A 13,088-nucleotide genomic window follows, 5' to 3' on the forward strand; every position below is an offset into this window, starting at 1 on the left:
GGCGTGACGGGCGAGCAGCTGACGCTTGATCTCGACGGGTGGGAGGGGCCGCTCGACCTGTTGCTCAGCCTCGCGCGCTCGCAAAAGGTCGATCTGCGACAGATCTCGATCCTTGCGCTGGTTGAGCAATATCTCGCCTATGTCGAGCGAATGCGGACGCTCCAGCTAGAGCTTGCCGCCGATTACCTCGTGATGGCGGCGTGGCTGGCGTACCTCAAATCGGCGCTGCTGCTGCCGCGCGGTCCGGACGTGGAGCCTGATCCCGAGGAACTCGCACTACGCCTTCAGCTGCGGCTCGAGCGGCTGGCGGCGATGCGTGAGGCGGGTGCGCGGCTGATGGCGCGCGATCGGCTCGGCCGTGACGTTTTCGTGCGCGATTCGCCGGAAGGGCTTCGCACCACCCGCAAGGCGCGCTGGTCGGCAGAGATCTACGACCTCATCGCGGCTTACGGCCAGATCAGCGCGCGTAACCGGCCGGTGATGCACGTGGTTCATGATCGTGAGGTGATGACATTGGAAGCGGCGATCGCCCGGATCTCGGCGCTGCTCGGCACGGCGATCGACTGGACCAGGATCCACACGTTTTTGCCTGAGGGGGCGGACGGTGCATTCCGCCGCTCGGCCCTGGCGTCGAGCTTTCTTGCCGCGCTTGAGCTGGCGCGGCAGGGCAGGGTGGAGCTGCGCCAGCAGTCCCCGTTTGCGCCGCTCTACCTGCGCGCCCCGGCATGAATCCGCCTGATGATTACGCGCGCGCGGTGGAGGCCGTTCTGTTCGCCGCGGAGGCACCGCTGACGCTCGACGCGATCCGCGCGCATGTCGGTGCTGGTGACCTGCGCGCTGCGCTCGACCGGCTTGAACACGATTATGCCGGGCGCGGGATCAATCTGGTCCAGCGCGGCGATCGCTGGCACTTCCAGACCGCCGGTGACATGGCGCATTTCCTTCGCCGTGATCGTGAGGATAGCCGCCGCCTGACGCGCGCCGGGATCGAGACGCTGGCGATCATCGCCTATCACGAGCCGGTCACGCGCGCCGAGATCGAGGCGATCCGCGGCGTGCAGATTTCAAAAGGCACGCTCGACGTGCTGATGGAAGCGGGTTGGGTGCGCCCTGCCGGCCGCCGCGAAGTGCCCGGCCGGCCGCTCACTTTCGTCACCACGCCGGATTTCCTGGTGCATTTCGGGCTGCAATCGCGCCGCGACCTGCCCGGCATCGACGACCTCAGGGCCGCCGGCCTGCTTGATCCCGTTGATCTCGCGCTTGAACAACTGGCGGTGGAAAAGGCTGACGATCCAGACTAGATGGTCGGGACTTCAGGAGAATCCCAATGGGTAGCTTCAGCCTCCCGCATATTCTTATTCTCGCAATCGTCGCGATCCTGCTGCTCGGCGGCGGCCGCTTTTCGAGCATGATGGGTGACGTCGCCAAGGGTGTGAAGAGCTTCAAGAAGGGCATGGCCGACGAGGACGAGGATGTTCCCGCCAAGCCTTCGCAGCGCATCGAGGCGCAGCAGGCGGCGCGTCCGGCAGCCGAGACCACGGTTGTTCATGACGACAAGGTGGCGCGCTGATCTGACGATCGTTCGCACCGGACTCGCATATGCTCGATTTCAATTTCGCCGAAATGGGCGTCGTCGCGATCGTGGCGCTGCTTGTGATCGGGCCGAAGGATCTGCCCAAGGCGCTGCGCGTCCTGGGCTATTGGGTCGGCAAGGCGCGCGGCGTGGCGCGGCAGTTCCGCTCGGGCTTTGACGAGATGGTGCGCGAGGCCGAACTCGCCGAGATGGAAAAGAAGTGGAAGGCGGAGAATGAGCGGATCATGCGAGAGCATCCGGTGCTCACGCCTGCCGAGCCCTTGCCTGCACCGCCGCCGCCCGACGAGGATAACGGCCCTGTGATGGTTGAACAGCCGACGGTGGTGCCGGCTGCGGCCGGCAGTGAGGCCGGTGACCAGGGTCCGGCGCTTCAAAACAAGGCGCCGTCGTGAATACCGCCGACGAACTTGACGAATCTCGCGCGCCGTTGCTCGATCATCTGATCGAGTTACGCCGCAGGTTGCTGTATTGCATCGTCGCCGTCGTGGTGGCGTTCGGCGTTTGTTACTATTTCGCGGAGGCGATCTTCTCCTTCCTGGTCCAGCCGCTGCTCTCGGCCGGGCAGAAGCGGCTGATCTACACGGAAATCTTCGAGGCCTTCTTTGTCCAAGTGAAGGTCGCGTTCTTTGCCGCGATGATGATCTCCTTTCCGGTAATCGCCAATCAGCTGTGGCAATTCGTCGCGCCGGGCTTGTACCGCAATGAGAAGCGGGCCTTGCTGCCGTTCATCCTCGCGACCCCGGTGCTGTTCCTCGGCGGAGCGGCGATGGCTTATTACATCGCCGTGCCGATGGCGCTGCACTTCCTGCTGAGCTTCCAGGGCGATGTGGGCGGGGTGAGCCAGGACGCATTGCCCTCGATCGGCAATTACCTGTCGTTCATCATGCAATTCCTGTTCGGCTTCGGGATCGCCTTCCTGTTGCCGGTGCTGTTGATGCTGCTGGAGCGTGCCGGCATCGTGACGCGCAAGCAGCTCGTTTCCGCGCGCCGCTATGCCATTGTCGGGGCATTCGCCATTGCTGCGGTGCTGACGCCGCCGGACGTGGGCTCGCAACTGCTGCTCGCCATCCCCTTGTGCATTCTCTACGAACTGGCGCTGATCGGCATCTGGTTCACCGAGCGCCGCCGGGCGCGTGAGCTGGACAACGCGGTTGAGACGATTGCGGGCGAGTAGGAAGGGCGAGTTTCGGCCGCCACTCGGCTTCTTACGGGAGTGATGTTGGAAACGCGTGCTTCGACAAGCGCGGCGTCAACAATTCTCAGGCGGGGAGCGCCTTTGCGACTGAAGCGGAGCCACTTCTACCAAGCTTGTCGAAGTGCGGGCCGCGCACATGTCGCTGTAAAGTCTACGACCGGGCTGCCGCGCAACGGTATCGCTGCAAATCAAAACGGCGGGCGCGGCTTGATGCCGCACCCGCCGTTTCCGTGACACCGTGTTGGGCGTTACTTGGCGTCGTTTGCCGTTTCAGCAACGGTGCTGCCCGCTGAGGAGACATCGCGACCGACCCCCTCGACCGTGTTGCACGCCGACACCAGCAGCGCACCGGCGACCACGGCCATTCCGATCAGCTTCTTCATGTGACACTCCTCTACGCATTGGAACTGACACGATCGCAAATGCGCGATCAGCAACTTCGTTCCTCGTTTCGGATGCGGAGTGAGTTGCCCCTGAAGAAATAAGGCCCGGAAGCGTCACCGGGGGGGGGGAGGGTTGACGCTTCCGGGCCTATGTCGTGGATAGCGAGAGCGGGGGGGCATAAGGTCGCTATCCGAAGTGTAAAACGTCGTCCTTTACGGGCAGTTCCCCGAGTCCCGACGAATTTATGAAGAAAGTTGGACGGACCCGAAACGATCTCGCAAAGGTTAGTCGCGGCCGAGCACCGCGATGGTGATCTCGTAAGCGCCGGTCAGCGGATCATGGTGGAGGGGGGCGCGCAACTGGCGCGACAGCCCCTCGATCACGCGGCCGAATCGGGTCGCCAACCCCTCGCGAAGTTCGACGCCTTCGATCAGCGCCCGTGACGATACGCGCAGCGTAGCGCGGTCTGTTGTGCTCGCTTCCTTGACGGAGACGCGCAGCTGAGCCGCCGGATCGCATGTGACGGCCAACTCGATCAGCTCGGTGACGAGAAAGGCGACGGCGACCGCGACGTCCTGCGACACGAGATAGAGATCGATGTCGAGCTGGATCCCTAATTGCGTCCCCTCGGCCGCGGTAGCTCGGATGTTCGACGCCAGTTCCCCGAGCATCGACCGCAAGCCCAGCCCGCGATTTTCTTCCATTTCGGCGAAATGGTTCCGGTGAACCACCGCGAGCGCGTCCACCCGCCGCTGGATTGAGGCATAAGCCTGCGCAGCTTCGGGTGACTTGGCACCGCGCGCGTGGAAGTTGATCAGCGAGGAGATCACCTGAAGGTTGTTTTTGACCCGATGGTGTACTTCACGCGTGAGCTTGGTCTGGCGGACAAGCCCCTCCGCGAGTCCGGCTTCGTGGATCGCCACTGTTCGGGTCAGCGCCCGGAACGTTTCGCCAAGCTCGCGCAGTTCCTGGGCGGGCAGCATGCGGATCGAGGTTGGGTCGGGTTCCTCGCCGGGTGTGAACGCGGCGACATTGGCGCGCAGCCGGCGAAGCGGGCGAATGAGCAGGCGATCGACCACGAACCAGGCAATGCCGGCTGCCGCGGCCCACATCACCAGCGGCAAGAGCAAAGCGATCACCAGCGGCGAGGTGATCGGCGCAGTGCGTACCTCCATCGCCAGCTTCAATCCCCCAATCCCCAGATCGGTGACGTTCCCTTCGCGCCGCTCGAACGCCGCTTCCCGCGGCATCGGCTGAAGAACGAGTTGATCATCGCCCTGCGACAAGGTCGCCGCATAGGAGGGCGTGAAGCTGCTCGGCCGGCTGAGTTCAGCCAAGAATTCGGTGGGAAAGAAGGCCGCGGCCGTTACACGCTGCGAGGCGCTCGCCGCGCCGAGCAAAAGCCCCTCATCTGGGTCGATGGTGGCAGCGACGGCTGAGTCTCGTGCAAGGCTGGCGACCTTCTGGGCGCCGGGAAAGCTGCTGCCGCACAGCAGCCGTCCGCGCGCGCCGAACACGGCAAAGCGAGCGCCGTTGAACGCTTGTTGCGCAAACACGCCCTGAACACGCGCACAGCTTGGCGCGTCATGCGGATCGGATTCCAGCGCATCGACCGCAGCACGCAATGCCGTCATGTCGCCGATCAACTCGATCGCGATGGCGCGGCCGCTTTCCGCCGATGCGACGCGCAGGCCCGCGCGTGCCTCAGTATCGGCGATCTGGGTGATTCGCAGCGTCGCGAACACCGCAATGATCGCGAGCGGCAGCAGCGCGATCGACAGGATGACCAGCAGCTTCGCCCCGGTGGGCCAGCGCATCATGAACGTCGGCGCGGTCGCGCCAACGCGCGAATCGTCCGCCGTCGTTGCCATGCCTGTGTCTAGTCTAGCTTACCCAGAAGGGAAATGAACTCATCCGGCACGGTCTCGTCGATCGTTTTCTGATAGATCGACCGCAGCGCCGCACCCATGTCTCGATCCTTGGATTGAACGGCGGTGCCGCCCCTCTTCCTGATCGGCTTCTCTGGCGCTTCCTTGTCCGAAACCAACGCTTACCCCCCGAAACACCTGTTCCGTGTGATGCCCATAATTTCCTTGGCCGGATACAGGCCGTGGCGCCAGCCTGTTGATCAAGGCTGGCGAGCGTTGAAACCAAAAAGCCATTCGATGGTTCCATGCCCGACGACGAAATGCGTCGTCGGGCGCGTGACGCCCGCGGGGGGTCGTCGGTGAAGTTGATCAATCAAGGGTTGGCGGTCAAAGCCATGCCTTCATCTATTGGGAGTCGTTCCGCCTCATGTCGCTTGGACAACAGCTCGCCCCGCATCTTCCCTTTCTGCGTCGATACGGGCGGGCGCTCACCGGCAGCCAGTCGCACGGCGACAAATATGTACGCGCCACGCTGGAGGCGATCGTCGCCGCGCCGGAGGAGTTTCCGCGCGACGTGGATCCGCGGCTGGGGCTTTACCGCACGTTTCAGGTGATCTGGAGTTCGACCAACGACGATCAACAGGCAGACCCGGGTGAGGTGGACGATCAGGAAGCAATCGCCCGTGCACGCCTGGCGCGCATGACGCCCCTGTCGCGCCAGGCGCTGCTGCTCACCGCCATGGAAGGCTTCACGGTTGAGGACACGGCCTATCTGATCGACGTCCCGGCGAGCGAGGTGGAAACGCTGGTTTCCGACGCGCTGTCAGAGATCGAGAACCAGACCCGCGCGCGCGTGCTGATCATCGAGGACGAGCCGATCATTGCGATGGATATCGAGACCATCGTCCGCGATCTGGGCCATGACGTCACCGGTGTGGCAGTGACCCGCGACGAGGCGGTGGCACTGGCACGCGAGGATCGCCCGGGGTTGGTGCTTGCCGACATTCAGCTCGCCGATGATTCGTCGGGTATCGATGCGGTGAAGGACATCCTGTCCGAATTCCAGGTGCCGGTGATCTTCATCACCGCCTTTCCGGAGCGCCTGCTGACCGGGGAGCGGCCGGAGCCGACCTTCCTGATCACCAAGCCGTTCCAGCGCTCGACCGTGAAGGCGGCGATCAGCCAGGCGCTGTTCTTTGATCAGTCCACTGCGCCAATTTCGTAAAACGATACGGAGCCAAAACGGAATTCGATCGTTTAACGGATCATGGCTGACGAGAACCGTAGGATCGAAGTGAACACCAATGAGGCGCGCGCCGGATCGACGCCGCACATGACGCGCTACATCCTTGGCGCGTCCTTGGTGCTCATCGTGGTGATATTCGCCGTTCTGCTGTTCGCGCGGCAGTAACGGCGCCACCATGCTGACACAGCGGCTGGCAAACCAGACCGGCGATGCCTATCTTGCGGAGAGGATGCCGGATTCTTCCGGTGCGGGGACCGATCGACACGATATGACCGAAGCTGAACCGCGTGATAACACCGCGGCCGACGGGGCTGCGGTCGAGCACGTCTCGCTGTCCGACCCCGAGTTCAAGAAGCAGTTGGCGCAGGTCATCCCGCACCTTCGCGCGTTTGGACGCTCGCTGTCCGGCAACCGCGACCTTGCCGATGATCTGGTGCAGGAGACGCTGTTGAAGGCCTGGGCTGCGCGCAAGCGGTTTCAGGCCGGCACCAACATGCGTGCCTGGACCTTTATCATCCTGCGCAATCTATATCTGTCGCAGATGCGTCGCGCGCGTTTCAAGGGCGAGTGGGACGATCTGGTCGCCGATCGCTTGCTAGCGGCGCCGGCGAGCCAGGACAAGCATGTCGAGCTTGCCGACATGCAGCGCGCCTTGCTGCATTTGCCGCAGCCCCAGCGCGAGGCCTTGATCCTCGTCGGTGCGGGCGGCTTCGCTTATGAAGAAGCGGCTGAGATCTGCGGCGTCGCCGTGGGGACGATCAAGAGCCGGGTTGCACGCGGTCGCGTGGCGCTCGAAACGCTGATGAGCGGCAGCGACATGACGTCGCGAACCGATCATGCCATTCCCAACGTGAAGCCGACGCTCGACGAGATCATGGACGAGGTGGACGAACTCAGCCGGGATCGCTGAGCCGTCCTTCATCCGATCTGCCGATCAATGACGTGAAGGCAGTCCCTCCAGCGCCCTTAAAGCGCGGCTGAGATCATCGGGAAGGTTGCGCGCGTCCGCATAAGCGTGACGCAACGATTCCCCGATCGCATCGGTGGTCCTAGGACGGCGTACGAAATACCCGCCGCTGCTGCGCTCTTGCCGACGATGTTCATGTCCCATCATAAGCGCTAGAACGGGCGAAGAGGCCGTAAGGTTTCACGGCTGTTTTTGCGGGGAGTTGCTTGTCAAGCGAAAACTGTAGAGGAGCCGCCATCGCCAACGCGGTGGTAAGGGCACAAGATTGCTCGCCTTTTCTGGCGAACCTGCTTCAGCGCGACAGCGCGATGCACGCTGCGGCACTGGCGGAGGTGCCGGTGCTCGATCCCGATCTGCCGGCCGGGAAAGCGCTTCGCCTGGCGCGTCGGCGGTTCGCATTGCGTGTCGCAATCGGTGATCTGGCGGGTGTGTTCGACCTAACGGCGGTAACCAACAGGCTGACCGACTTTGCCGACGGCGCGCTTGATCTCGCCATCCGGACAGCGATCACGGAACGGACGCCCGATGCCTCGCCGGGCGGGTTCGTGGCGATTGCGCTCGGCAAACAGGGTAGCCGGGAGCTCAATTATTCGTCGGATATCGATCCCATCTTCCTTTTCGATCCAGCAGTGCTGCCGAGACGCCGCAATGAGGAGCCCGTCGATGCAGCGGTGCGGATTGGCCGGCGGGTGATCGAGTTGCTCCAGGCGCGCGACACGGACGGCTATGTCTTGCGCGTTGATCTACGGCTTCGGCCGAGCCCCGAGGCCACCCCCATCGCATTGCCGATTGAAGCGGCGATCGCTTACTATGAATCGCAAGCACTGCCTTGGGAGCGCGCCGCCTTTATTCGCGCGCGGCCTGCGGCCGGCGATATCGCACTAGGCGAACAGTTTCTCGATACGATCCGGCCGTTCATCTGGAGGCGCAGCCTGGATTTTGGTGCGCTCGGCGAGATCCTCGAAATCACGCGCCGCATCCGCGATCATCATTCGCAGGGGCAGACCTTTGGGCCGGGCTATGACCTGAAGCGCGGACGGGGCGGCATCCGCGAGATCGAATTCTTTGCACAGATCCATCAGTTGATCCACGGCGGGCGTGATCCCGATCTGCGCGCGGGTGATACGCGCGCGGCACTGGCCGCTTTGGCCAAGGCCGGTCGAGTCGATCCGCGGGACGCGGCGGCGTTGTCCGAAGCCTATGTCGCTTTGCGCACGATCGAGCATCGCGTGCAGATGATCGACGATCGCCAGACCCATGCACTACCGTTCGGCGACGCGCTGGATCAGGTCGCCCGTCTCGATGGGCGCAGCGATGGCGCGGCGTTGCTCGCCTACCTGGAACCGCATGTCACGCGCGTCGCGGACATCTTCGGCCGATTGGCGCCGCCGCCCACGACGGCCCTGTCGAGCGATACCGAGGTGCTGGTCGGTCGGCTAGCCGAGGCGAGGTTCGCCGACCCGCCATCGGCCGCCGCACGGATCGCCACGTGGCGCGGGGCGCGCTATCCCGCGCTGCGCAGCGCGGCTGCCCAATCGGCGCTGGAGGCGGTGTTGCCGGGCCTCGTCACCGCACTGGCAGAGGCGCCGGTGCCCGAAGCTGCGCTGAACCGCCTTGACCGCTTGTTCGAACGGCTGCCGAGTGCGGTCAACATCTTCCGCCTGCTCGAAGCGCGCCCTGCGCTTGCCGCGCTTCTGGTGCAATTGCTCAGCCACGCGCCGACGCTTGCCGACGAACTCGCCCGCCGGCCCGATCTGCTCGACGGCCTGATCGACGCCTCGGCGTTCGAGGCGATGCCGGACGTGGCAACGCTCGCCCGCGGCATGCAGGTCGGTGATCGTAGCGATGACTTTCAAGCGCGGCTCGATCACGCCCGACGGCTGGTGGGCGAACATCGCTTTGCATTGGGCGCGCAGATCATCGCCGGCGTGTCGGATCCGCTTGCCGTGGCCGCGGGCTATTCACGCGTGGCGGAGGCGGCGATTGAGGTGCTCGCCGGCGCAACGGTCGCCGAGTTCGCCCGTGCGCATGGGCGTGTGCCGGACAGCGAGTTCGTGATCCTCGCACTTGGCCGGCTGGGTGGCGGGGCGTTGACCCATGCCTCGGATCTCGACCTCGTTTATCTCTTCACCGGCGATTTTGCGGCGGAGTCCGATGGCCCCAAGTCGCTGGGCGCGACGCTTTACTATAATCGCCTGGCACAGCGGGTGAGCGCCGCTTTGTCGGTCCCTACAGCTGCCGGCCCGCTTTACCCGATCGACACGCGGCTGCGCCCATCGGGGGCGCAAGGCCCGCTGGTCGTCAATTTCGAATCGTTCGCCCGCTATCAGCGCGAAAGCGCCTGGACGTGGGAGCATATGGCGCTGACCCGCGCTCGCCCGGTGTTCGGGTCTGCGGAAGCGCGCCGCGCCTTGAGCGACATCATCGCAAGCGTCCTACACGGGGATCGACCCGAGCGCGATATTTCCGCCGACGCCTTGACGATGCGGGCAGAAATGGCGGCGCACAAGCCGCCGATGGGGCCGCTCGATGCGAAGCTGCTGCCGGGCGGTCTGGTCGACTTGGAATTTGCGGTTCACGTCATGCAGCTCATGAGGCGCACCGGCTTCGATCCCAACCTTGGTCGCGCCATTGCGGAGCTTGATCTGCCCCCCCGCCTGGCCGCGGCGCATGACCTTCTCACCCGGCTCATCGTGACGCTGCGATTGGTCGCGCCCGATGCGGCCGAACCGGAGGCCGCCGCCACCCGGACGCTGATCGCCCGTGCGCTGCAGTTGCCGGACTGGGCCGCCGTGCTGGCCGCGCTGGACAGCGCGCGGGAGGAAGTTACGGCCGCGTGGAAAGGAGTGACGCATGGAAACGCTGCCTGACGTAACGGTGACGGCAACCGATGGCACTGCGCTGCGTCTGCGCGATCAGCCGCTGCCGCTTGTTGTGTATTTTTATCCCAAGGACGACACCGCTGGCTGCACGCGGGAGGCGCAGGACTTTTCCGCGCTTGCGGCTGATTTCGCGGCCGCCGGCGTCCATGTGCTCGGGATCTCGAAGGATGCGCCCAAGAAGCACGAGAAGTTCATCGCCAAATACGAGCTCGCGGTTCCGCTCGCGAGCGACGAGGATGGGGCGGCTTGCGAGGCGTTCGGCACCTGGGTCGAGAAGTCGATGTACGGCCGCACCTATATGGGGATCGAGCGCGCCACCTTCCTTTTCGACGGTGCCAGAAAGGTCGCGCGCGAATGGCGCAAGGTAAAGGTCGCCGGCCATGCCGCGGCGGTGCTGGAAGCGGCCCGCCAGCTGTGACCAGCATTGCCGAGGCGGCGCGCATTGTCCTCGAAACTGCCGAGCCGCTCGAGAAGGTGAGGGCCGCTCGCCACGCCGCACGTGCGTGGCGAAAAGGCAAGCTCGATCACCGGTTCAATGTGGAAATGCCCGAGGAGCCAGCGCGGCCGGACCGACCCGAGCTGTTGCCGCCGAACCGCATGCCCAAGCGCGGCAAGGGCGGCTCGGAACGCGGGCGCCTCGCGCTGCTGCACGCGCTGGCGCACATCGAGTTCGTGGCGATTGACCTCGCCTTCGACATGGCGGCGCGCTTCGGCGCGCAGTTTCCGCGCGCGTTCGTGGATGACTGGATTTCGGTCGGGGCGGACGAAGCGATGCATTTCGCCATTCTCGATCGTCGCCTTCGTTCGCTTGGCAGCTTCTACGGTGCGCTGCCGGCCCATGACGGGCTTTGGGAGGCGGCAAGTGCCACGGCGGGGGATGCGCTGGCGCGGCTCGCGGTGGTTCCGATGGCGCTGGAAGCGCGCGGACTCGACGTGACACCGATGACGGTGGAGCGGTTCCATGGGGCCGGTGATCACACCAGCGCGCGCATCCTGCACCGCATCTATTCCGATGAAATCCGACACGTTCGCTTTGGCACCAAATGGTTCGAGATCGCCTGCGAAGACGGCGGCCTGACCCCCGCCACGCATTGGCAGGCGCTGATCGGAACGCAATTTCGCGGGATCGTGAAGGGTCCGTTCAACGACTCGGCGCGTGACTCTGCCGGCCTGACGCGGGATTACTACGGCGCTATTGCCTAACCCACGAAGAACAGGCCAGTTGCGGATGTCCGGGTGCGGGGGGCCGCAATCCAGACCAGTTTTGAAGAATCAAAGCGCGTCGGGTCGCCTCGGCGTCTATCGTTTCAACGATCTCGCTCGGGGTTCGATGACCAACATTTCTTTCGCGTCGGCTAACCGCATCGCTGCTGGCGCCCGCCTTCTCTTTTCGCCGCGTAACGTGATCTTTCATGACGGGCGCTCGGTTCGCCGTCTGCGCCTGAACGGCCTGTCACAAGGCGTGGCGGCCAGCGCTGCGGCCGTGGTGGTGGCCTTTGCCGGTTACGGCGCCGCAACCGCGACCGGGCAGGCCGCATCGGCGGCAGGCCTCACTGCCGCGCCGCAGGCCGAGCAGCGCATCGCCGGCATGGAGCGCAAGCTCGAAAGCATGCAGACTCGGGTCGCCGCTGTTCGCAAGAGCGCGGAACAGCATGCCACCCGGCTGGAGCAGCGCCAGGCGCTGCTCGCTGCTGCGCTGACCGGCGTTGGTGACGAAAAGAAGCTGGCGCTCGCCACGCTCAAGATCGATCCGAACGGTGATCGGCTGGCGGCATTCGCGCTGGCGCCGTTCGGCAAGGTCGAGCGTCGGCAGGCGATGCTGGCAGAAGTGGCGTTGAACCAGCTCAACGACCGTTATTCGCTCGCCACCAGCGAAATTCGTGAGCGCGGGTTACGGCCCGAGCGTCTCGTGAAGGGCCGCAAGCTTGAGGCAATGGGTGGACCGCTGATCCCGGCGGCGAGTGCGGAAGCAACCGCGGATCTGAACGCCGACGCCCAGTTCCGTTCGCTGTTCATGACCTGGAAGAAGCTCGACACGCTGGAACAGGGTGTGATCTCGATCCCGTCGGTTCAGCCGGTGGCGCATCTTCGCTTCACCAGCAACTTCGGGGTGCGCAGCGATCCCTTCCGCGGCACCGCTGCGATGCACGCCGGCGTCGACATTCCCGGGCCGGTCGGCACGCCGATCTATGCAACCGCCGATGGCATCGTGAACCATGCTGCCCGACAGGGCGGTTATGGCAACATGGTCGAGGTAAATCACGGAAAGGGTATCGCGACCCGCTACGCCCATCTGTCGAAGATCATTGTCGGCGACAATGCACGGGTTCGCCGTGGCCAGATCATCGGCCTGATGGGGTCGACCGGCCGATCGACCGGCTCGCACCTTCATTATGAAGTGCGTATCGACGGGCGTGCGGTGAATCCGGTGCCGTTCCTGACCACTGCGGATTATCTGCTGGCCGTACAGGATCGTTCGGTCGGTCAGATCCCGGTGTCGACAACCGGCCCGGCGGCGCAGGACGCTCACGACCATTGATCGTCCGCTTATTGGTGTTCCAAGGATCAGTCCGGTTGCGGGCGGGGGCAGGGGGCCTTATCTCTTCGTCATGGCTACGCTCGCCACCGACATCGCCCTGACACCCGCCGCTGCGGCTCGGGTTGCCGCCATTGCGGCCAAGCAGAATAAGTCTGCGATCCTCCGCCTCTCGGTTGAGGGGGGGGGCTGTTCGGGGTTTCAGTATAAGTTCGGGTTTGCGGACGCACCGGACGCGGGCGACATCGTCGTGGAAACGGATGGCGTTAGGCTGGTGGTTGATGACGTGAGCATCGATCTCGTTCGCGGCGCTTCGGTCGATTACGTCGAATCGCTTGGCGGTGCGGCGTTCAAGGTCGACAATCCGGTCGCTGCGTCGGGTTGCGGTTGCGGCACCAGCTTCTCGGTGTAATGCC

The 13,088-nt window shown here is 64.5% G+C and carries 16 protein-coding genes; 13 read left to right on the plus strand and 3 right to left on the minus strand.

The window, feature by feature from the left end; all coding sequences use genetic code 11:
- Positions 1 to 3: 3 nt before the first annotated feature.
- The 5 genes from SPHI_RS07155 to tatC are packed head-to-tail and all read left to right on the plus strand — an operon-like array spanning position 4 to position 2,768.
- A complete protein-coding gene (locus tag SPHI_RS07155) occupies positions 4 to 729 on the plus strand; it encodes a segregation and condensation protein A (RefSeq protein WP_076744221.1) in 726 nt (241 codons plus the stop codon).
- A complete protein-coding gene (scpB, locus tag SPHI_RS07160; protein ID WP_076744222.1) occupies positions 726 to 1,301 on the plus strand; it encodes an SMC-Scp complex subunit ScpB in 576 nt (191 codons plus the stop codon). Before SPHI_RS07155 ends, scpB begins: the two co-directional genes overlap by 4 nt.
- A gap of 26 nt (positions 1,302 to 1,327) precedes the next feature.
- The gene (locus SPHI_RS07165) at positions 1,328 to 1,570 is read left to right on the plus strand and encodes a Sec-independent protein translocase family protein (protein ID WP_076744223.1); all 243 of its coding nucleotides are present in this window, start codon (positions 1,328 to 1,330) and stop codon (positions 1,568 to 1,570) included.
- Positions 1,571 to 1,599: 29 nt separating this feature from the next.
- Positions 1,600 to 1,986, plus strand: coding sequence for a Sec-independent protein translocase protein TatB (gene tatB / locus SPHI_RS07170; RefSeq protein WP_076744224.1), 387 nt, complete (start codon positions 1,600 to 1,602; stop codon positions 1,984 to 1,986).
- On the plus strand, positions 1,983 to 2,768 hold the full coding sequence (gene tatC / locus SPHI_RS07175) for a twin-arginine translocase subunit TatC (protein WP_076744225.1): 786 nt from the start codon (positions 1,983 to 1,985) through the stop codon (positions 2,766 to 2,768). The genes tatB and tatC overlap by 4 nt, the downstream gene beginning before the upstream one ends.
- 269 nt (positions 2,769 to 3,037) lie before the next feature.
- Here tatC and SPHI_RS07180 read toward each other — a convergent pair whose 3' ends face one another.
- The 3 genes from SPHI_RS07180 to SPHI_RS15410 form a co-directional block, all read right to left on the minus strand.
- On the minus strand, positions 3,038 to 3,172 hold the full coding sequence (locus SPHI_RS07180; RefSeq protein WP_076744226.1) for an entericidin A/B family lipoprotein: 135 nt from the start codon (positions 3,170 to 3,172) through the stop codon (positions 3,038 to 3,040).
- Positions 3,173 to 3,457: 285 nt separating this feature from the next.
- The gene (locus SPHI_RS07185) at positions 3,458 to 5,044 is read right to left on the minus strand and encodes a sensor histidine kinase (protein ID WP_083719881.1); all 1,587 of its coding nucleotides are present in this window, start codon (positions 5,042 to 5,044) and stop codon (positions 3,458 to 3,460) included.
- An 8-nt stretch (positions 5,045 to 5,052) separates the two neighbouring features.
- Positions 5,053 to 5,142 carry a NepR family anti-sigma factor gene (locus SPHI_RS15410; RefSeq protein ID WP_158049647.1) on the minus strand — a complete coding sequence of 30 codons (90 nt, stop codon included), beginning with the start codon at positions 5,140 to 5,142 and terminating at the stop codon, positions 5,053 to 5,055.
- Between the two features lie 326 nt (positions 5,143 to 5,468).
- Between SPHI_RS15410 and SPHI_RS07190 the strand changes: the two genes are divergently transcribed.
- The 8 genes from SPHI_RS07190 (at position 5,469) to erpA (ending at position 13,084) form a co-directional block, all read left to right on the plus strand.
- Positions 5,469 to 6,266, plus strand: coding sequence for a response regulator (locus SPHI_RS07190; protein ID WP_076744227.1), 798 nt, complete (start codon positions 5,469 to 5,471; stop codon positions 6,264 to 6,266).
- Between the two features lie 42 nt (positions 6,267 to 6,308).
- A complete protein-coding gene (locus tag SPHI_RS15105) occupies positions 6,309 to 6,452 on the plus strand; it encodes a hypothetical protein (RefSeq protein WP_198927831.1) in 144 nt (47 codons plus the stop codon).
- A gap of 103 nt (positions 6,453 to 6,555) precedes the next feature.
- Positions 6,556 to 7,197: a sigma-70 family RNA polymerase sigma factor gene (locus SPHI_RS07195; RefSeq protein ID WP_076744382.1), complete on the plus strand. Its 642-nt coding sequence runs from the start codon at positions 6,556 to 6,558 to the stop codon at positions 7,195 to 7,197.
- A 365-nt stretch (positions 7,198 to 7,562) separates the two neighbouring features.
- Positions 7,563 to 10,124: a bifunctional [glutamine synthetase] adenylyltransferase/[glutamine synthetase]-adenylyl-L-tyrosine phosphorylase gene (locus tag SPHI_RS07200; RefSeq protein ID WP_083719882.1), complete on the plus strand. Its 2,562-nt coding sequence runs from the start codon at positions 7,563 to 7,565 to the stop codon at positions 10,122 to 10,124.
- Entirely contained in the window at positions 10,108 to 10,554 is a 447-nt protein-coding gene (locus SPHI_RS07205; RefSeq protein ID WP_076744385.1) for a peroxiredoxin, read from the plus strand. Before SPHI_RS07200 ends, SPHI_RS07205 begins: the two co-directional genes overlap by 17 nt.
- Positions 10,551 to 11,339, plus strand: coding sequence for a ferritin-like domain-containing protein (locus SPHI_RS07210; RefSeq protein WP_233130776.1), 789 nt, complete (start codon positions 10,551 to 10,553; stop codon positions 11,337 to 11,339). The genes SPHI_RS07205 and SPHI_RS07210 overlap by 4 nt, the downstream gene beginning before the upstream one ends.
- Positions 11,340 to 11,466: 127 nt before the next feature.
- On the plus strand, positions 11,467 to 12,675 hold the full coding sequence (locus tag SPHI_RS15110; RefSeq protein WP_076744386.1) for a M23 family metallopeptidase: 1,209 nt from the start codon (positions 11,467 to 11,469) through the stop codon (positions 12,673 to 12,675).
- Between the two features lie 70 nt (positions 12,676 to 12,745).
- Complete coding sequence (erpA, locus tag SPHI_RS07220) at positions 12,746 to 13,084, plus strand: iron-sulfur cluster insertion protein ErpA (protein ID WP_076744229.1); 339 nt, start codon at positions 12,746 to 12,748, stop codon at positions 13,082 to 13,084.
- The last annotated feature ends 4 nt before the right edge of the window (positions 13,085 to 13,088 follow it).

The organism is Sphingomonas jeddahensis (assembly GCF_001981525.1).
Classification (GTDB): Bacteria; Pseudomonadota; Alphaproteobacteria; order Sphingomonadales; family Sphingomonadaceae; genus Sphingomonas; species Sphingomonas jeddahensis.